The organism is Synechococcus sp. R55.3 (assembly GCF_047461975.1).
Lineage (GTDB): Bacteria > Cyanobacteriota > Cyanobacteriia > Thermostichales > Thermostichaceae > Thermostichus.
On the sequence record NZ_JANSIG010000063.1, the window covers coordinates 1 to 17,853 of the forward strand.

Annotated in this window: 15 protein-coding genes, 1 tRNA gene and 2 pseudogenes; 16 read left to right on the forward strand and 2 right to left on the reverse strand. The window is 56.9% G+C overall.

What is annotated here, in order from left to right; translation table 11 throughout:
- Positions 1 to 224 precede the first annotated feature (224 nt).
- From NW849_RS10215 to NW849_RS10230, 4 genes are all read left to right on the forward strand, one after another.
- Positions 225 to 668 carry a 2TM domain-containing protein gene (locus NW849_RS10215; RefSeq protein ID WP_414357553.1) on the forward strand — a complete coding sequence of 148 codons (444 nt, stop codon included), beginning with the start codon at positions 225 to 227 and terminating at the stop codon, positions 666 to 668.
- Between the two features lie 120 nt (positions 669 to 788).
- Positions 789 to 859: transfer RNA gene (locus NW849_RS10220), tRNA-Gly, on the forward strand.
- A 776-nt stretch (positions 860 to 1,635) separates the two neighbouring features.
- Entirely contained in the window at positions 1,636 to 2,637 is a 1,002-nt protein-coding gene (locus NW849_RS10225) for an ABC transporter substrate-binding protein (RefSeq protein WP_414357554.1), read from the forward strand.
- A 61-nt stretch (positions 2,638 to 2,698) separates the two neighbouring features.
- The gene (locus tag NW849_RS10230; RefSeq protein ID WP_414342291.1) at positions 2,699 to 4,339 is read left to right on the forward strand and encodes an ABC transporter permease; all 1,641 of its coding nucleotides are present in this window, start codon (positions 2,699 to 2,701) and stop codon (positions 4,337 to 4,339) included.
- Positions 4,340 to 4,361: 22 nt separating this feature from the next.
- Here NW849_RS10230 and NW849_RS10235 read toward each other — a convergent pair whose 3' ends face one another.
- Positions 4,362 to 5,048, reverse strand: a complete 687-nt coding sequence (locus NW849_RS10235) for a hypothetical protein (protein WP_414357555.1) — start codon at positions 5,046 to 5,048, stop codon at positions 4,362 to 4,364.
- 190 nt (positions 5,049 to 5,238) lie between these two features.
- Between NW849_RS10235 and NW849_RS10240 the strand changes: the two genes are divergently transcribed.
- The 5 genes from NW849_RS10240 (at position 5,239) to NW849_RS10260 (ending at position 10,525) form a co-directional block, all read left to right on the forward strand.
- Positions 5,239 to 6,591, forward strand: coding sequence for an ABC transporter substrate-binding protein (locus NW849_RS10240; protein WP_414357556.1), 1,353 nt, complete (start codon positions 5,239 to 5,241; stop codon positions 6,589 to 6,591).
- A gap of 112 nt (positions 6,592 to 6,703) precedes the next feature.
- Positions 6,704 to 7,906, forward strand: coding sequence for a carbohydrate ABC transporter permease (locus NW849_RS10245; protein WP_414357557.1), 1,203 nt, complete (start codon positions 6,704 to 6,706; stop codon positions 7,904 to 7,906).
- A 102-nt stretch (positions 7,907 to 8,008) separates the two neighbouring features.
- Positions 8,009 to 8,566 carry a pentapeptide repeat-containing protein gene (locus tag NW849_RS10250; protein WP_414357558.1) on the forward strand — a complete coding sequence of 186 codons (558 nt, stop codon included), beginning with the start codon at positions 8,009 to 8,011 and terminating at the stop codon, positions 8,564 to 8,566.
- A 73-nt stretch (positions 8,567 to 8,639) separates the two neighbouring features.
- Positions 8,640 to 10,058, forward strand: coding sequence for an NADP-dependent phosphogluconate dehydrogenase (gndA, locus tag NW849_RS10255; protein WP_414357559.1), 1,419 nt, complete (start codon positions 8,640 to 8,642; stop codon positions 10,056 to 10,058).
- A 77-nt stretch (positions 10,059 to 10,135) separates the two neighbouring features.
- A complete protein-coding gene (locus tag NW849_RS10260; RefSeq protein WP_099812288.1) occupies positions 10,136 to 10,525 on the forward strand; it encodes a gamma-glutamylcyclotransferase in 390 nt (129 codons plus the stop codon).
- A gap of 38 nt (positions 10,526 to 10,563) precedes the next feature.
- Here NW849_RS10260 and NW849_RS10265 read toward each other — a convergent pair whose 3' ends face one another.
- Positions 10,564 to 11,799: an amidohydrolase family protein gene (locus NW849_RS10265; RefSeq protein WP_414357560.1), complete on the reverse strand. Its 1,236-nt coding sequence runs from the start codon at positions 11,797 to 11,799 to the stop codon at positions 10,564 to 10,566.
- 275 nt (positions 11,800 to 12,074) lie between these two features.
- Here NW849_RS10265 and NW849_RS10270 point away from each other — a divergent pair, with 275 nt between their 5' ends.
- From NW849_RS10270 to NW849_RS10300, 7 genes and pseudogenes are all read left to right on the forward strand, one after another.
- A complete protein-coding gene (locus tag NW849_RS10270; protein ID WP_414357561.1) occupies positions 12,075 to 13,229 on the forward strand; it encodes a BMP family ABC transporter substrate-binding protein in 1,155 nt (384 codons plus the stop codon).
- On the forward strand, positions 13,229 to 14,323 hold the full coding sequence (locus NW849_RS10275; protein WP_414357562.1) for an ABC transporter permease: 1,095 nt from the start codon (positions 13,229 to 13,231) through the stop codon (positions 14,321 to 14,323). The genes NW849_RS10270 and NW849_RS10275 overlap by 1 nt, the downstream gene beginning before the upstream one ends.
- 68 nt (positions 14,324 to 14,391) lie before the next feature.
- Positions 14,392 to 15,339 carry an ABC transporter permease gene (locus NW849_RS10280; RefSeq protein ID WP_414357563.1) on the forward strand — a complete coding sequence of 316 codons (948 nt, stop codon included), beginning with the start codon at positions 14,392 to 14,394 and terminating at the stop codon, positions 15,337 to 15,339.
- Positions 15,340 to 15,385: 46 nt separating this feature from the next.
- Positions 15,386 to 16,027, forward strand: a complete 642-nt coding sequence (locus NW849_RS10285) for a restriction endonuclease subunit R (RefSeq protein ID WP_414357564.1) — start codon at positions 15,386 to 15,388, stop codon at positions 16,025 to 16,027.
- Positions 16,028 to 16,060: 33 nt separating this feature from the next.
- A complete protein-coding gene (locus NW849_RS10290; protein ID WP_414357565.1) occupies positions 16,061 to 17,089 on the forward strand; it encodes a formamidase in 1,029 nt (342 codons plus the stop codon).
- A gap of 51 nt (positions 17,090 to 17,140) precedes the next feature.
- Positions 17,141 to 17,383, forward strand: a pseudogene (locus NW849_RS10295) (NADP-dependent phosphogluconate dehydrogenase); the annotation flags it as partial.
- Between the two features lie 337 nt (positions 17,384 to 17,720).
- Positions 17,721 to 17,853 (forward strand): annotated as a pseudogene (locus NW849_RS10300) (transposase); the annotation flags it as partial.

The following is a 17,853-nucleotide window of genomic DNA, read 5'->3' on the forward strand; positions in this document are numbered from 1 at the left end:
TTGTACACACATGAAAGCCGCCCTGTCGCGTCAGCGGGCCGTAGGCTTTAAGGGCGGGGCTTCAGACCCAGTTTTTTCGGTGACTGCGATTAGTGCGATTTGACATTCGAGTTGAGATTTGCCGGCTGGGATCCCGCAGCAGACGGCGCTTCATAAGGCCCAAGATCCGGCTAGCCTAGACTAGGGGATTATAAGGTTTACAAAGTTGAATATCAGCCAGCCAAATGTCGGGATCCCGGTACAGCCAAGAGGACGTGCAGCAGATCCTGCAGCGAGCCATTGCCCGCCAGCCGCGCCTGGGCGAGTTCACCCGCTCCCAACTGCAGGAGATGGCCGCCGAACTGGGGATCTCCCCCCAAGAGCTGGATTTGGCCGAGCAGGAATGGAAGGCTTGGCAAGAGCTGAATAGCCAACACCGAGAATTTCAGCGCTACCGCCGTCGGCAGTTTTACCAATTGCTGGGTCGCTATGGAATTGTCAACAGCTTTTTGCTGAGCTTGGACTGGCTCTCCGGTGGGGGGCTATCCTGGTCGCTATTTATCCTCATGGGCTGGGGCTTGACCGTTTCCCTCAAGGGCTGGAACGCCTACCAAACAGAAGGTGAACGCTACGAGAAAGAATTTCGCCAATGGCAGAAGAAACGCCAGAAAGATCTCCGCCGCAAGTAAGCGCAGCCTACCGGAGAAGTCTGTCCCGCTGATGGAGATGGATTTTTCTCCAAACTCTGAGTGGGAAGGGGCACCGCCGAGAGATGCTACCATAGATATTCAGCATCGCTGAATGCCCGTGCGGGCGTAGTTTAATGGTAAAACCGCAGTCTTCCAAACTGCTGTTGTCGGTTCGATTCCGTCCGCCCGCTTCCCAACACTGGGCAGGCCTTAAACTAAACCTCAAAACTCGCCTGCTGTAGGCCTTTCCGGGCCCAACCTAGCCCCAAGGCAACGGTTGAGTTCGGGGCGAAAAGTGTCTGCGAGGGGGGTGGAGAAGGAGCAAAGCAGGAGGAGTCTTGTGAGCTTTTGGTCTGACCGTGGCGTATCGCGGCTGGGGTGGTACTACCGTGGAAGGCGTTACCGGTTGTCGACGGGGGTGCCGGATACGACGGCAAGCCGGCGGGTGGAGTCGGAAGCTGGTTGCCTTGGTTAAGCTTCTCTAGGAGGAGCTAGATAAGGAAGACGCTTTCGGATCCCTATAGCCAAAGTACAGGGTATGTGGTTCCAAAAAGCATAGCTGGTTGAACCAAGCTGTGCTTTTTCCTCTCACAATCTGGCCGGTAATTTTTCTTAATCAGAACTTAATCTCAAAATAACTAGAAAATAACTTTTGGATGATTTTATTGAGGTATTCTGAGCTGTATTCAACTCCTAAAATAGGGGGAAACCTGGGAACCCCGAAGCCAAAGCTTCCCCCGGCTTCCTGCGAGTTTTGTGAGCGAAGTGGGATCCCTGCTACGCAGGGGGTGCTTCTATCCATATCCATGTGGTTGTGACTTATAGTGGCTGTGATAGATGTTGTCTGAAAAGCTGCAATACAGGCTTATTCTCCGGTGAATTTGGGCAATGCTCTCATTTGTGCCAGATCGGCAGTAAAGTGAGAGTAAATGCAAAAACCGATTTTGGAATGGTTAGGAGAATCACCGTGCGTCCTCTATCTTTGTTGGCGGTGCTTTGCAGCGTGGCTTTTGCCCAGCCTTTTGCGTGGGGATCCTTGAGCTCAGCCTGGGCTAAGCCTTCCGGGACGTTGCGTTTGTACACCTCCCAACCCGATGCAGATGCTCAGAAAACTGTTGCTGCATTTCGGGAAGTTTATCCAGAGGTTTCGGTGGAGATCTTTCGCTCCGGCACCGAGGAGGTGATCAGCCGCTTTCTTTTAGAAGCAGAAAAGGGCAGCCCCCAGGCAGATGTGTTGTTGGTGGCCGATGCGCCCACCTTTGAGCTGCTGAAAGCCCGCAATTTGCTGGAGTCCTACTGCAGCCCTGAGGCCAAAGCCATCGCTGCCACCTACTACGACCCAGACTGCCACTACTTCGGCACCAAGATCTTGGCCACGGTGATCGTTTACAACACGGCCAAAGCCCAGCCCATCGATAGCTGGGCAGCCCTGGCCCAGGTTCCTGAAGGCCAACTGGTGATGCCCAGCCCTACCTATTCGGGCGCCGCCGCCTACAACTTGGGGGTTATCACCCGCACCCCCGGCTTGGGCTGGGAGTGGTACGAAGCCCTGAAAAAGAACAAGGCAGTGCTGGTGCAAGGCAATGGCGCTGTGGCTCGCAACGTCGCCAGTGGCGAACAAAGCTACGGCATGGTGGTGGACTTTCTCGCCATTCGCAGCCGCAACGAGGGATCCCCAGTGGAGGTGGTCTATCCCAAGGAGGGTGTGCCATTGATTACAGAGCCGGTGGGAATTGTAAAAGGAACGCCCAACCTGGAAGCTGCCCAGGCTTTTGTGGACTTCTTGCTGTCTCAGAAGGGGCAGGAGGTTGCTGCAGGGATGGGCTATATGCCACTGCGGCAGGATGTCACACCTCCGAAAGGGTTCCCCGCCTTGAGCGAGCTGAAGATCTTAAGCGTGCCGGCGACGGAGTTGGCCGAGAGCCGCGAGGCCGACAAGGCTCGCTTTGCCAAGTTGTTTGGGGAATAGGTTGACATCAAGCTGGCCAGACGCTGGCCAAGTCTTGCGGTGGAAGGACTTGAGCAAAGGGTTGAGGCACCCCATTATCCCCTGGCTGGTGGCTGTAGCCGCCCTTGTGACTCTGACCCACGTCTATCCCCTCTGGAGGCTGCTGCAGCGGGCCTTGGGCGGCGAAGGTGAGAACATCCGCTGGTTGCTGGAAACGCCTCGCGTCCATCTGGCGCTACGCCATAGCCTTTGGGTGTCCGCGGCCTCAGCGGCGCTGGCTCTTGGGGCCGCTCTGCTGCTGGCGGTGCTCACCACCCAGACGGATCTGCCGGGCCGCGGGATCCTACGGCTGCTCTTTTTGTCTCCTCTGGTGATTCCGCCCCAGGTTTTGGCCTTGGCCTGGATCCAGTGGGCTGGGCCGGTGGGCTATCTGCAGCAGGGGCTGCGCTGGATTTTGGGAAAGCAGGGATCCCTGTGGAGCCTCTACACACCGGCGGGGATCATCCTGTTGCTGGCTCTTTTTGTGCTGCCGATTGCCTATCTGACGCTGGTGGCGGGCCTGAGCCGGCTCTCCAAGCAGGCTCAGGAGGCGGCCCAACTGGATGGGGCAAACCTGCTGCAGGTTTGGCTCTACGTCACGCTGCCTCTGTTACGGCCCTCTGTGGCGGCAGCAGCAGCACTGGCGTTCCTGGGGGCCTGGGGCAATTTCGGGATCCCGGCCTTGCTGGGGATCCCGGGGCGCTACCTGACCTTGCCCACTCTGCTGTACCAGGAGGTGATCAACTTCAGCGGCGATGGGTTTGGGCGCAGTGCGGCGCTGGCGTTGCTCTTTGGCCTGCCGGCCCTCTTCTTCTTGAGCTGGCCCCAGCGGAGTCAGGAGGGGTTGGATCCCGGCGAGGCGCCTCCGGATCCCTATCGCCTGGGCTGGCTGGGTTGGCTGCTCAGCGGGATCCTTTTCGCCGCAGCTCTGCTGGTCGTTCTTGGGCCCTTGCTGGCCATGGCTGCGACTGCCCTGCTGCGGGCCTATGGCCTGCCCCTGACCTGGTCTAACCTAACCCTGGAGCATTTCCGCATGGTTCTTTTTGATCTGGAGCGGGCCCGCCGCGCCACGCTGCACAGTTTGGGCTTGGCGGGAGGAGCGGCACTGCTCTGCAGCGGGATAGGGACGATCTTGGGCTATGCCCTGACCCGCTTGAAGGTGCCGCTGTTGGCCCTGCTCAGCTTCATCGTGGACTTGCCCTATGCCCTGCCGGGCCTGATTTTTGCTTTGTCTCTCATCTTGGTGTGGTTGCCTCCTCCCCTGCCGGGGCTGAGCCTCTACGGCACCCTATGGCTGATCCTGATGGCCTACCTGGGGCGGTTCTCGGCCCTGGCACTGCAGCCCCTGCAAGCGGCGTGGCGCAGCTTGGATACCAGCCTTGAGGAGGCAGCCAGTATTGACGGGGCCTCCCTGCTGCAAACCTTTCGCCACATCTTGGTGCCGCTGCTGGCGCCAGCCCTGACGGCGGCAGTGTTGCTGGTATTTCTGCAATCTTTTGCCGAGCTGACCCTCTCCGCCCTCTTGGTGACCTCCCGCTCGGAGACCTTTGGGTGGCTCATCTTTGGCTTGCAACAAGGGGGCTATACCCAGCAAGCGGCGGCCCTAAGTACCTTGCTGCTGATCGCGCTCTTTGCCCTGGCCGCGGGGATCCAGGCGCTGCGGCGGCATGCCAAGCCAAGCTGAGGAGGGGATCCCTGCAAATCCTTCACGGATTGGGGCCGATCGTGGTGGTGCGGCGGATGGGTTGACCCTTTAGAGTCTTGCCTTCTACTGTTTTCACCCAGCCTTGTCCTGGCACAAATCGGTACTGCACAGAGGACTGGGTGCCACCAAGCAGATCCCCTTCGGCATTGAAAACATGAGCCTCGCGCTGCCATTGTCCTGGCCCCGTCGGTGTGCCCCTCGATTCGGTGGTGCAGGTTTGGTCGCGGGCATTGCTGAATTGGCCGCTGCGCTGCCAGCCTTGCCCCGCTTGGCCCTCAGTAAGGCTTGAGCTGCTGCCTACCGTCTCGCCCTGGGCATTGTGCACCGTGGTGCTGCCCTGCCGTTGCCAGCCCTCATTCGTGCGGGTGGTGGTGTGCTGATGGTTCAGGTTCCAGGTCTGACCTTGTTGGGTAGTGACTTGGCCGGAGTAGTCTCCTTCCACCCCCTGACCGGGAATGAATTGCCGGGATCCCTGGCCGGAATAGGTGCCACTACCCGATCTGCCACTTGGCCCGGTGCCAGTGTAGGTGCCGGAGTGAGTGAAGGTGCGCCCACCGCGCGGGGCCAGGGATCCACCCGTTGGCGTGGTGGCTGTGGCAGTGCGTTGACGGGGGCGAGCCTGCGCAAAGGGAGCAAGCGCCATCAGGAGGGCAGTAACCAATAACAGGCAAAAGCTTGCGGTTTTCATTTTCATTCTCATTTTTCGAGACCCCTTGAGAAATTGCCAATCATGACCCAGGCTAGGTGCTCACCTCATCTGACTCTGACTTTGGCCTGAAGGTTCACTTCCCGAGGGGATCCCAGCCAGATATAACCTGCTCTTAATGTCGGTGCTGTAATCTCAGAGGTGCCTTTAGCGAATGCGACTGCATTTTTCTATGAACACCCGTCGTACTTTCCTGGCTGTTGCGGCTGGCCTGGTGGCTGCTTCTGCTGCTGCTCTTCTGGCTGCCGACAGCTTTGCTCAGTCTCCTGCCGAAGTCAAAGTTTGGATTGCCTTTACCGATAACCGCCTGGATTGGGCCCGCGGAAAAGCGGAAGAATTCAACAAGCAATTTCCTCAATACAAAGTTACGGTCGAAGGCTACGGCAACTACGAAGAAATTCAGCAAGCCACCGACCTGGCCATTCAACAAAATGCTGCTCCTTCGGTGGTGCAGTGGTTTGAGGTGGGCACCCAGCGGGCACGGGATTTTGGTTACTTCAAGTCCATTGCCGATGCTCTGGGCAATCGCACCGAAGTGAACGGGATCCCAGTGAATTTCGACGATTTTATCGAGCCGGTGGTGAGCTACTACACCCTGGATGGCAAATTTACCTCCATGCCCTGGAACAGCTCCAGCCCCATTCTCTACTCCAACACGGCCATCTTGAAGAAGGCTGGGATCGAAAAGCCGCCGGCCACCTGGCAAGAGCTGGAGGCTGCTTGTCAAAAGATCATGGCCCTCCCCGACGCTCCCCAGGGCTGTGTGACCTGGCCCAATCACGGCTGGTTCTACGAGCAGTGGATGGCCCAGCAGAATGCCCTCTTGGCCAACAACGACAATGGCCGTGCCGCCCGTGCCACCCAGGTCTTTTTGGACTCGGAGCCGTCAATTGCCATCGCCACCTGGTGGAAAGGGATGTATGACAAAGGCTACTACATCTACAGCGGCAAGCAGCGGGATTGGGCAGCCACCGAGCAGGCCATCCAGACCGGTACCGTCGCCATGGCCATCACCAGCAGCGCCGATGCCGCCAACATCACCAACGCTGCCAAGCAAAACAACATCGAGCTGGTCACCACCCGCATGCCCTACAACGCCGACAAGGGTTGGACAGGCAACTTGATCGGGGGAGCCAGCCTCTGGTTGGTGAAGGATCTGCCCAAAGAGGTGGAAGAGGGGGCGCTGACCTTCATGTTGTGGCTCAATAACACCGAAAATGCTGCCGAGTGGCACCAAGTGACCGGCTACTTGCCCATTCGGAAAAGCTCGGTAGCCTTGCTGGAGTCGAAGGGCTGGTTCAAGGAAAACCCCAACTTCTTCACCGCCAGCGACCAAATCAACAATTCCAAGGTGACCCCTGCCACTCGGGGGGCGCTGCTGGGGGCTTTCCCCGAAATTCGCAACGTGGTAACCCAAACCATGGAAGATCTGATGCTTAAAGGCGGGGATCCGGCCCAGGCCATGGCCAAGGCCAACGAGGAGGCCAACCGCCTTCTGGCGGAGTACAACTCCCTTTACCAGTAGCCCCAGTGTCGATGGGCCAGGGGTGTTATTGAGGGATGGGGGTGGGCGGCGGCCTGCCCCTTTCCGGGCTTTGATAAGGCTCTTGTGAAGAGCACAGCCGAGGTGAGAGGCGATGTTGGGATTCATCCAAGTGCTGCTGCCCCTGTTGGCGGGGTTGCTGGGATCCCTCTGGATGGGGCTCCGTTTTCGACGCATCGAGTGGCCTGTGCCGGTGGGGGCAGTGCTGGGGGGCCTAGCAGGAGGGCTGGGATCCCTGATTTTTATGGCGCCCCTGGATTTTTGCACTTTTGAGCCGGAGCGCAAGGCCATCGACATGGCCTTTGGCGTGGGGTTGGTGTTGGTGGGCATGGCCATTCCCCTCTGGCCGCTGTTGGCGTGGACGCAGAAGGAGCAGGAGCGCCGCCTGGGGATCCCCGGCCCAGCTGTTCAGGAGAGGGGCACCTTTAAGCAGTGGTGGCTGGCGTGGCTGCTCTTGTTGCCCACCTTCACGATCTTGGTGGTGTTTCTCTACTACCCAGGGCTGGATACCTTCCGCCTTTCCACCCTGCTCACGTTTGTGGGGGCGCCGCGCAGCCGCTTCGTCTGTGTGGACAATTTCACCGGTCTGCTGACGGATGCCACCTATTTGCGTAGCCTCGGCATTACCTTTGCCATTTCGGCGGCCATTGTGGTGCTGGGGTTGAGCGGATCCCTGTTGATTGCCACGCTGGCCTACCAGCCGATTCGAGGGGCGGCGATTTATCGGGTGTTGCTGATCTGGCCCTACGCCATTTCTCCAGCGGTGGTCGGGATCATCTTCTTTATCATGTTCAACCCCTTGGGAGGGGTGGCCAACCATTTGCTGGGCCTGGTGGGGATCCCCCGTTTAAACTGGCTCAGCGATCCCAACTTGGCCCCTTGGGTGGTGATCTTTGCTAGCGTTTGGAAGCAGATGGGCTACAACATTTTGTTTTACCTTGCCGGCCTGCAAAACCTGCCCAAGGATCTGCTGGAGGCGGCTGCCATTGATGGAGCCGGGGCTGTGCGTCGCTTTTTTGCCATCACCCTACCGCTGCTTTCTCCCATCACCTTCTTTTTGGTGATTACCAACATGACCTATGCGTTTTTCGATATCTTTGGCACCATCGATTTGCTAACTGCCGGAGGCCCTTCCGGATCCACCTCAGTGTTGATCTACGAGATCTACAAAATTGGAGTGTCTTCTGGCAATTTGGGCAGGGCTGCCGCACAATCCATTGTCCTGTTTTTCCTTGTGGTGGGCTTGACAGTCCTGCAATTTCGCACCACCGAGCGGAATGTGACCTACGGCGGATAAGGGCTGTCTCTGCTGCAACGCCATCCAAGTTCTCAGCAGCTCCCACGTGATGAGCAAGGGAAAAATCGGCAAAAATGGGGGCAGAGAACCTAGGGATCCCCAATGGCTGCAAAATCCAACCCCTTGACCTGCTGGCACGACTTCGGAAAGCTGGGCATCCTGCTAGTGGTCACTTTGCTGCTTTGGCTCCTCTGGGGATCCCCGGCGGGCAGCCAAACCCGTCTCAACTTCAACAACGCCGATCTGCAGGGTCAGGATTTGTCCGGCCAAGATTGGCGGGGCAGCAGCTTTGTCAGTGCCAACCTGCAGGGCGCCGATCTGCACGGGGCCAACCTTGCGGGGGCGGCATTCACCAAAGCCAACCTGGCAGGGGCCAATCTATCCGGTGCCGACTTGAGCAATAGCCTCTTGGATCTGGCCAATTTGGCAGGAGCCGATCTCAGGGGGGCCAACCTCACGGGAGCCATTGCCGCGCGGGCAGTTTGGCAGGGCGCGCAGATTGCCGGCGCCGATTTCAGCGAAGCCTATGTGGATCGGGCGGCGAAGCGGCAGTTGTGTGAGCAAGCTGAGGGATCCCACCCGGTAACCGGTGTAACCACCCGCGAGAGCTTGAGCTGTCCTGGAAACCCACCCCAAAACCCGCAACCACGGCAAACGTGAAGAAAACAGGATCCCTGAACCCGGTCGGTCGGATTGGCCTCTAGATTGGGTGAGGTGTCGATAGTGCCCAACTATGAGCAAGCCCAGCTTTGCGGTGATCGGCCTGGCGGTGATGGGGGAAAACTTGGCCCTCAACATCGAGCGCAACGGCTTTCCGGTTGCCGTCTACAACCGCACCAGCTCCAAAACCGACCAATTCATGCGGGAGCGAGCCCAAGGCAAACAGATCACCCCCGCCTACAGCTTGCCGGAACTGGTGCAACTGATGGAGCGGCCCCGCAAATTCTTGATCATGGTCAAGGCGGGCGCGCCGGTCGATGCGGTGATCGACGAGCTGAAGCCGCTGCTGGATCCGGGGGATATCATCATCGACGGCGGCAACTCCCTCTACACCGACACCGATCGCCGTGCCGAAGCCCTAGCTCCCACCGGGATCCACTTTGTCGGCATGGGGGTGAGCGGCGGGGAAGAGGGCGCCCTGAACGGCCCCAGCCTCATGCCCGGCTGTAGCCCAGAGGCTTACCAACAACTGGAGCCCATCTTGACCAAAATTGCTGCTCAAGTGGCGGATGGCCCTTGCGTCACCTACCTGGGGCCAAAAGGGGGCGGGCACTACGTGAAGATGGTGCACAACGGCATCGAATACGGCGATATGCAACTGATCGCCGAGGTCTATGACCTAATGCGCAGGGCCTTGAAGCTGTCGGCCTCGCAGATGCAGGAGATTTTTCAGGCTTGGAATGAAACGGAGCTGGAATCTTTCCTGATTGAAATTACCGCCAAGATTTTCCAAACCCTGGATCCGGAAACCGGCAAGCCTTTGGTGGATCTCATCCTGGATAAGGCCGGGCAGAAAGGCACCGGTTTGTGGACGGTCAAAGATGCTCTGGATCTGGGGGTAGCGGTGCCCACCATCGAGGCGGCAGTGCAAGCTCGTATCCTCTCGTCGATGAAAGAGGAGCGGGTGGCTGCCTCTGCCCAGTTGAAAGGGCCGGACGCCACTTTTGAAGGGGATCCCGATCGCTTTATCCAAGATCTGCGCGCCGCCCTCTACTGCTCCAAAATCTGCTCCTATGCGCAGGGGATGGCCCTGCTCAAAAGAGCCACTGTTGCCCACGGCTACGTCTACACCTTCAGTGAGATTCCGCGGATTTGGAAGGGGGGCTGTATCATCCGCGCCCGCTTCCTGGGCGAGATCCAGTCGGCCTACAAACGGGATCCAGAGCTGGTGAACCTGCTGTTGGATGAGGAATTCGAGCAGGCCATCCGGGAGCGGCAGGGATCCTGGCGGCGGGTGGTGTCCACGGCGGCTGCCCTGGGGATCCCGATCCCGGCCATCAGCGCTTCCTTGGCCTACTACGACAGCTACCGTACCGCCAACCTGCCCCAGAACCTCACCCAAGCCCAGCGGGACTTCTTCGGGGCCCACACCTTCGAGCGCATCGACAGGCCGGGCGTCTTTCACCATGAGTGGAGCACCTGTTCCCGTTAGCAACGGGTAGCATGAGGAGGTCTTGGGATCCCTCTCTGGCCGGGGATCCGGAGGCGGGAGAATCTGTTTGATTTGATATGGACATTAAATTGGCCGTGAATGGCACCCTGATGCGGGGGCTACCCCTCAATGAGAACCTACTGCAAATTGGGGGTCGCTTTGTGCGGGAAGCCCAAACAGCCGCTTGTTATCGGCTTTGGTCCATCGACGGTCTTTATCCAGGCATGGTACGGGTTTGCCAGGGCGGTTCTGCAATTGCTCTGGAGATTTGGGAAATCCCTGCCCATGGGTTGGGTCAACTCCTTTTGCAAGAGCCGCCAGGCTTGTCAGTGGGCCGCATTCTTTTGGCAGAAGGGGAGGAAGTGCTGGGGATCCTAGCCGAACCCTACCTGTGTGAGGGGCAATTGGACATCACCGCTTGGGGGGGGTGGCGAGCCTACATCGCTTCCAGAAATAGACAGGAATAATCGCATTTCACCAGCTTTTCCCAGTCGCAGCTTCGACATCAGTTGACCCGCTGGGGATCCCGCCACAGTACCTGGCCCTGCCGCATCGTCAGCACCACATCTGCCGGGGTAACCCGAGTGAGAATCGACGCAATTAGATGACGACTGGCCCGCAAATGAGGACGGGTGAAGTCCAGCACCACCAAATCGGCGGGCAGCCCCACATCCAAATAGCCGTACACATCGGATCCCAGTAGAGGCCGTAAATGTCGGATGTTGCTGGTCACCATCTTCAAAATCTCGACTGGATCAGGGCGCACCGCATCTCCAAACTGGCTTTTGGCCACTTTGTAGGTGAAATCCAGCTCTGCCAAAAGGTTCGGGCTATTCAAAAGTCCGTTGTCGGTGCCTAGCAAGAGATTGGCCTCACTCTCCAGCAGGCGGGCAATCGGCGGGAGAGGCAGTCCCAAGTTGGCATTGGCCCGTGGGTTCAAAACGACATTCACCCGATGCCGGGAGAGCAATTGAATTTCCGCTGCGTTGGCCACCGTTGCGTGAATCACCCAATGGGGACGGTAAAAATCAAGAGCACGCTCCAAATCTCCCCGTCCGGCGATGGCCAGACTGACCTCTCGATACCCCTCATTTTCCAGACAGTGGATGGCCCGCAGCTTGCCTATTTTCTCGGTCAGGTCGTGGATCTGCCGCCAGGCGGGTTCCGTCAAATCGTTCAGGGTGCTCTCGGAAAATCCATCTGCTACTGCCAGAATCTCTTGCAATTCTTGATAGGCTTGGGGGTTTAAGGGATCCCGATTTTGCCGCAATTGCTCCTCACTGAAAGGGAGGCTCTCAAACTGGCCCAAGATCACTGAGTGGATCCCGGTTTGGGCTGCAGCTTCCCGCAACAGTTGGCAGCCGTAGACCCCCTGCTCGCGAAAATCGATGTGTCGGATGGTGCCCGTTGCCGCCATGTAGCGCAGGTGAGCGGCGATGTGTTCCAGGTGCTGTTGCGGCGACTGTTTGGCTAACTCTCGATATTTGTAGCCGTCAGGTCGGAAGAACCCCTCTTCCAAAGTCAGGCCTGTCGCCCCATCCGGCAGACAGCTATCCCCCATGTGGGTGTGGCTGTTGGTGAAAGCCGGCAAAATCACCCAGGATCTCTGTTCCAACCCAACAATGGGATCCCCCAGTTCCATGCAGGTAACGGTGTCTTGTTCTACCCCGAAGCGGGAGCAGCGATGGGGAACCAGATCCGGGCCGGCCAGAACAACACCCTCTTGCCATTGAAAACCCATAAAACCCACTCGCAAAACTCATCAGACTTGAGAATGTTATCAGTGCCAAAAACGGGCTAACCGAACTTTGGGTGAGCGGGAAGGACTTTTGCCAGCATAAAGTGAAGCATCAAAACTTTGAATCGAGAAAACTGTAATTTAGACTACCAAAACTTCTCGATAGAGGCTATTAAATCCAGTAGTTGCTGCCAGGGGTTCAGCAGAGGTTCAGAACCTCACCGAGTCTGCTGGGTCTCGTCTTTCCAGAAAGCTTATTCACGAATAGGATTCTCAACATGAGCCGGCCATTGTTTCGTCATCTGTACACTCGTAGGCAGCTCCTTCGCTCTGGTGCTGCCGCCGCTGCCATCACCTTGACCTCACAGTTGTGGCGTGCCCAGGCCCAGAACAAGAAAGAGATCACCATCGGCTTTATTTACGTTGGCCCCAAAGATGACTTTGGCTGGAACCAGGCCCATGCAGAGGGAAAAGTTGGCTTGTCCAGCCTAACTTGGGTGAAAACCGTTGAAGAAGAAAATGTGCCGGAAACGGTGGCCGTGGAAGAAACCATGCGGGCCATGATCGAGCAAGATGGGGCAACGGTACTCTTTCCCACTTCTTTTGGCTACTACGATCCCCATATCTTGCGGGTAGCCAAGGAATATTCAGAGGTACAATTCTTTCACGCCGGTGGACTTTACATTGAGGGAGTGCATCCGAAAAACGTCGGTAGCTACTTCGGCTACTTGGATGAAGGCCACTACATCAACGGGGTGCTGGCCGGTTCCATGACCAAAAGCAACCGCCTTGGGTTTATCGCCGCCAAACCCATTCCCATTGTGTTGCGCAACATCAACAGCTTTACCTTAGGAGCCAAGAGTGTCAACCCCAACATCACCACTCAGGTGATCTTTACGGGAGATTGGGCTCTACCTGTCAAAGAGGCAGAAGCTGCCAACAGCATGGCCGACCAAGGCATCGATGTGCTCACCTGCCATGTGGACAGTCCCAAAATCGTTATCGAAACAGCAGAGCGGCGAGGTCTGATGAGCTGTGGTCACAACACCAGCCAAGCGGCGCTGGCTCCCAAGGGCTATTTGACGGGCGCTGAATACGACTGGACAAGCGTCTATACCCAGTTTGCCGAAGCCATCCAGGCGGGCAAAACCCTGATGAACGGTGGGATCCCCCACCTCATTCGGGGGGGTATCAAAGAGAAATTCATTAAAACTTCCCCCTGGGGATCGGCAGCCAGCGATGAGGCCAAAAAAGCTGGAGAAGCGGCCCTTGCCCAGTTGCAAGCTGGCTCGTTGGTCATTTACAAAGGCCCTCTCAAAGACAATACCGGCAAAGAGGTGATCCCTGCCGGAGTGGAATACGGCCAGCGGGCAATCGAGCTGGAATCCATGGACTACCTGGTGGAAGGCGTGATCGGGAGTATCTCTAGCTGATGGCTACCACCTCTTCTGCTGTTTCCCGCTCGGTTCCGCTGCGGTGGCGCTCCAGCCTTGAGCCGATCCTACTGCCCTTTGGGGCTTTGTTGGCCTCGCTGTTGATCTTCGGCTTGTTTTGTGCCATGGCCGGCGCAAATCCCTTCGCCGTCTATGGCTCCATCTACAGAGCTGCCTTCGGCAGTTGGTTCTCTTGGCAAAATACTCTGCAACGGGCGGCTCCCCTGATGCTCACCTCCCTGTGTACCATCCTGCCGGCCCGCATGGGGCTGGTGATCATCGGCAATGAAGGAGCTCTGGTGATGGGGGGGGTGGCAGCTGTGGCGATGGGGCTGTGGGCGGGATCCCTGGCTCCACCCGTGGTCGTTTTCCTGATGGCCTTGGCGGGCATGGTGGCCGGTGGCCTGTGGATCATGGTGGTGGGGGCACTGCGCCACTACCGGGGTGTGAATGAAACCATCAGCAGCCTGTTGATGAACTACATTGCCATTGCCCTGATGAACCATTGGGTGGGGGGGCCGCTGCGGGATCCCAGTTTCTTGAGCAAGCCCTCCAGCTTTGCCGTTGACGAGGCCAACATGTTGGGTCGGCTATGGGGCACCCGCATCCACTTCGGCTTGGTCTATGGCATCGTTGCCTGCCTGGTTGCCTATGTGTTGATTCAACGCACCACGTTGGGTTTTTCGGTGCGCACAATAGGGGGTAACCCAAAGGTGGCCCGAATGGTGGGGATTGCTGTCGGTAAACTCACACTGTTAATCACCTTTCTGGCCGGCTCCTGTGCCGGCTTGGCGGGCATGGTAGAGGTGGCTGCCGTACACGGGCGGGCCAATGAGTCCTTGACTGTGGGCTATGGCTACAGCGGCGTTCTGGTGGCCTTTGTCGCTCGACAAAACCCAGCCGCAGCAGTGGCGATGGCTATCCTCCTGGGAGGGATCCTGGCCAGCGGCAGCATTTTGCAGCGCTCCCACAATTTGCCGGATGCTACTGTGTTGGTGTTTCAGGGCATTGTCTTTTTGCTGATTCTCTACAGCGAATCCCTCTACGGGCGCTTCGACTTTTTTCGGGATCGAGAACCCTCAGAACCAGCCTAGATAACTGGCCCCCGAAGTAGCAATGATTTGGTCAAGTAACCAATTCAGTGGTCAGGAGAAAAACTCAGATGGAAACAGAAGCCCTAGGATGGTGGGGGATCCCCTTGGCGGTGATCGCCGGAACCTTGCGGGGAAGTGCGCCTTTTTTGTTCGTCAGCTTGGGGGAGTGTCTGACGGAAAAAAGCGGCAAAATCAACCTCGGCCTAGAGGGATCCCTGTTGATGGGGGCAATGAGCGCCTACGCCATCTCCTTCCTCACCCAAAACACGGCAGGCAGTGTGGTCGCGCCTTGGTTAGGGGTATTGGTGGCCGGGTTTGCCGGTTTAGCCTTGGGAGGGATCCACGCCTTTTTGGCCCAACAACCTCGGGTTAACGATGTTGCGGTGGGCATTGCTATGATCATCCTTGGCAGTGGAATGGCCTTTTACCTGGGCAAACCCTTCATTCAGCCCGCAGCCCCCCGGCTACCTGCCTTTGAGTTGGGAAATTGGAGCAGCAGTCCTGCCATTCAAGCTGCCCTAAAACTGAGCCCACTTCTGCTGCTGGGGATCCTCCTGGCCTTTGTCATGCACTGGTTCTTTCGCTCCACTCGTTGGGGCCTATTCGTGCGGGCTGTGGGCGACAACCCCGATGCAGCACGGGCCATGGGGATCTCGGTGCCCAAGGTAAGGGCTCTGTGCATCATGGCAGGCAGCTTCTTGGCAGCCGTGGGAGGAGCTTACCTGTCCCTATACTACCCCGGCAGTTGGACAGAACGCATTTCCAGCGGACAAGGCTTGATGGCCGTGGCCCTGGTGATCTTTGCCAAGTGGAACCCGTTGCAGTGTTTATTGGCTGCTTTTTTGTTCGGCGGAGCTCAGGCGATTGGGCCAGCCTTGCAGTCGGTGGGTGTGCAGTCCAACTACTACCTGTGGAATGCCGCTCCCTACGTGCTGACCTTGGGGATCATGATCCTGACCAGTTCTCCGCGGCGAACCCTGGCAGGCATGCCTGGGGCCTTGGGCACCGGGAAGTAGCCGACTGGCTATAGTCGAAGTGAACCCGATTTAGGGATCCCTGGTTATGACCGCTGTACAAACCCGACCTGCCAATACCCTGACTCTGAGAGAGGTTCACGAGCTCTTAGGGCTGTGTCGGGGAGATTCTTTAGAGTTCGAGGAAAAACTGGACTTACCCCCTTTGACTGAACGGGAGATTGAGGAGCTGACCCAACTCCAGGAATTGTATTTTAGCTATCTGGCCGATGACACTCTGAATGAAGGGCAAGTCAAATTTCTGTTTGTTTCTCCACTTCTCAAACTGGCAGGCTTTCTATCGAGCGACATCAAAATTAATCTAGAAGAAAATATTGCCGATATTATCGTTGAGGAGGAAGAAGGCCAAGTTGCCATCAAAGGTCGTGTAGACTTACTCGCCATTAGAAGAGGAGCAAGAGAGAGCTTTTGGATCCTCGTGATAGAAACCAAGGGAGGAACAGTAGCTACAAGCCTGGCCATCGCCCAATTATTGACCTATGCTTACAAAGGAATAAAAAATCAAGAATTTGTTTGGGGATTAGCTACAAATGGAGAAGACTACCAATTTATCTTGTTACAGCAAGGTTCACCCATTACCTACCATTATCTACCTAAGCTGGGATTGCTAGATAGCAAATCGATACATCGGCTTTTACAAGTTCTTAAATCCATTCGACTAACTCTCTAACCCATTCCATCTTCATCAGCAAAGGATTTGATCATGAGTGGACTCGGTGGCCTGAATAAAACTCCCAACGGTGTTGTATTGGGACTGGTGCAACTGCAGCTACCCAATGTGGTTACTCCCGATGATCTGGCGGCGCAAACCCAAAAGATAGTCAGTATGGTGGGGAAGGCTCGCCGCAGCATGCCCAGCATGGATTTGGTGGTCTTTCCGGAGTACTCTCTGCACGGCCTGTCGATGGACACTAATCCGGAGATCATGTGCCGACTGGATGGACCAGAGGTAGCTGCCTTCAGTGCCGCCTGCCGAGAGAACGATATTTGGGGCTGCTTCTCAATCATGGAATACAACCCGCAGGGTAATCCCTATAACAGCGGCATTATTCTCGACAATCGAGGGAACCTACAACTGTACTATCGCAAGCTGCATCCTTGGGTTCCCGTCGAACCTTGGGAGCCGGGAAATTTAGGGATCCCTGTCTGTGATGGCCCGAATGGCTCAAAGATTGCCCTGATCATTTGTCATGATGGCATGTTTCCAGAAATGGCCCGCGAGTGTGCCTACAAAGGGGCCGAGATTATGTTGCGCACTGCCGGATATACTGCCCCCATTCGCCACAGTTGGCAAATTACCAATCAGGCCAATGCCTTTTGCAATTTGATGGTGACGGCCTCGGTGTGTATGTGTGGGTCGGATGGCACGTTTGATTCTATGGGGGAGGGCATGATCTGCAACTTTGATGGCACCCCCCTGGTCATGGGATCCCATCGCCCTGATGAAATCATTACTGGCGAAGTGCGCCCAGATTTGGTGCGGGAAGCTCGCATCCATTGGGGTGTGGAAAACAACATTTATCAATTCGGACACCGTGGCTATGTGGCCGTCAAAGGCGGAGCCCAAGATTGCCCCTACACCTACATGCAGGATTTGGTGAATGGGGCCTATCGCCTGCCCTGGGAAGAGAAAGTGATCCACAAAGATGGCAGCGCCTGTGGATTTCCTCCTGCCACCCGCCTTTACCAGGAATCCTCCCTCACCGAGGCAGCTTATACTGGCTCTACTTGAAGATTTCGTCGATACTAGAGACACTACACCCGCGTAGACTGGGCAGATGAGGAGTTTAAGCAGGCCCTCCAGGAACGGCAGGGATCCTGGCGGCGGGTGGTGGCCACAGCGGCGGCCTTGGGGATCCCGATCCCGGCCATCAGCGCTTCCTTGGCCTACTACGACAGCTACCGTACCGCCAACCTGCCCCAGAACCTCACCCAAGCCCAGCGGGACTTCTTCGGGGCCCACACCTTTGAGCGCATCGACAGGCCGGGCGTCTTTCACCATGAGTGGAATGCCAGTTCGCGTTAGCAATGCCTAGCATGAGGTGTTCTCCAATCGCCTTCCACTCAGGAGAAGAATGGATGGCGAGCAGCCCAGCTCCGGCCAAAACAAGCCTCTAGACCTGTAGGCGAAAGGACTCCGCTCCACTAGCGCATTTGCCGAAGCCTCATGTGGCGATATAGTTGTTTCAGTTTAGGCTGAGACAGACGGGCTACTGAGAAAAACCTTCTGGCCTTCTGTATTCAAGGTTCTGGTTGTGGGTTCAATGTCCTAGGTCGTGTTGATCTTATGTTGAGATAGAGAGAATAATTTATGGAGGAAAGAGGATGAAGTTGGTTTTTTAGATGAAAACAAATGGCAGAAGATATTGGCTTTTTACGGACAGAAGAGAGAGTTAACATTGGGAAAGAAGCAAACTGTAAACAGTTTATTGAAGCAGTTCTTTGGATAGCCCGTTCCGGTGCTCCTTGGCGCTACCTCCCAGAAGGATATGGCAA

Excerpts from the sequence above, each read along its gene's own strand:
- NW849_RS10215 (WP_414357553.1), top strand. The coding sequence starts at position 225 with ATGTCGGGATCCCGGTACAGCCAAGAGGACGTGCAGCAGATCCTGCAG.
- NW849_RS10235 (WP_414357555.1), bottom strand. The coding sequence starts at position 5,048 with ATGAAAACCGCAAGCTTTTGCCTGTTATTGGTTACTGCCCTCCTGATG.
- NW849_RS10240 (WP_414357556.1), top strand. The coding sequence starts at position 5,239 with ATGAACACCCGTCGTACTTTCCTGGCTGTTGCGGCTGGCCTGGTGGCT.
- NW849_RS10245 (WP_414357557.1), top strand. The coding sequence starts at position 6,704 with ATGTTGGGATTCATCCAAGTGCTGCTGCCCCTGTTGGCGGGGTTGCTG.
- NW849_RS10250 (WP_414357558.1), top strand. The coding sequence starts at position 8,009 with ATGGCTGCAAAATCCAACCCCTTGACCTGCTGGCACGACTTCGGAAAG.
- gndA (WP_414357559.1), top strand. The coding sequence starts at position 8,640 with ATGAGCAAGCCCAGCTTTGCGGTGATCGGCCTGGCGGTGATGGGGGAA.
- NW849_RS10260 (WP_099812288.1), top strand. The coding sequence starts at position 10,136 with ATGGACATTAAATTGGCCGTGAATGGCACCCTGATGCGGGGGCTACCC.
- NW849_RS10265 (WP_414357560.1), bottom strand. The coding sequence starts at position 11,799 with ATGGGTTTTCAATGGCAAGAGGGTGTTGTTCTGGCCGGCCCGGATCTG.
- NW849_RS10270 (WP_414357561.1), top strand. The coding sequence starts at position 12,075 with ATGAGCCGGCCATTGTTTCGTCATCTGTACACTCGTAGGCAGCTCCTT.
- NW849_RS10275 (WP_414357562.1), top strand. The coding sequence starts at position 13,229 with ATGGCTACCACCTCTTCTGCTGTTTCCCGCTCGGTTCCGCTGCGGTGG.
- NW849_RS10280 (WP_414357563.1), top strand. The coding sequence starts at position 14,392 with ATGGAAACAGAAGCCCTAGGATGGTGGGGGATCCCCTTGGCGGTGATC.
- NW849_RS10285 (WP_414357564.1), top strand. The coding sequence starts at position 15,386 with ATGACCGCTGTACAAACCCGACCTGCCAATACCCTGACTCTGAGAGAG.
- NW849_RS10290 (WP_414357565.1), top strand. The coding sequence starts at position 16,061 with ATGAGTGGACTCGGTGGCCTGAATAAAACTCCCAACGGTGTTGTATTG.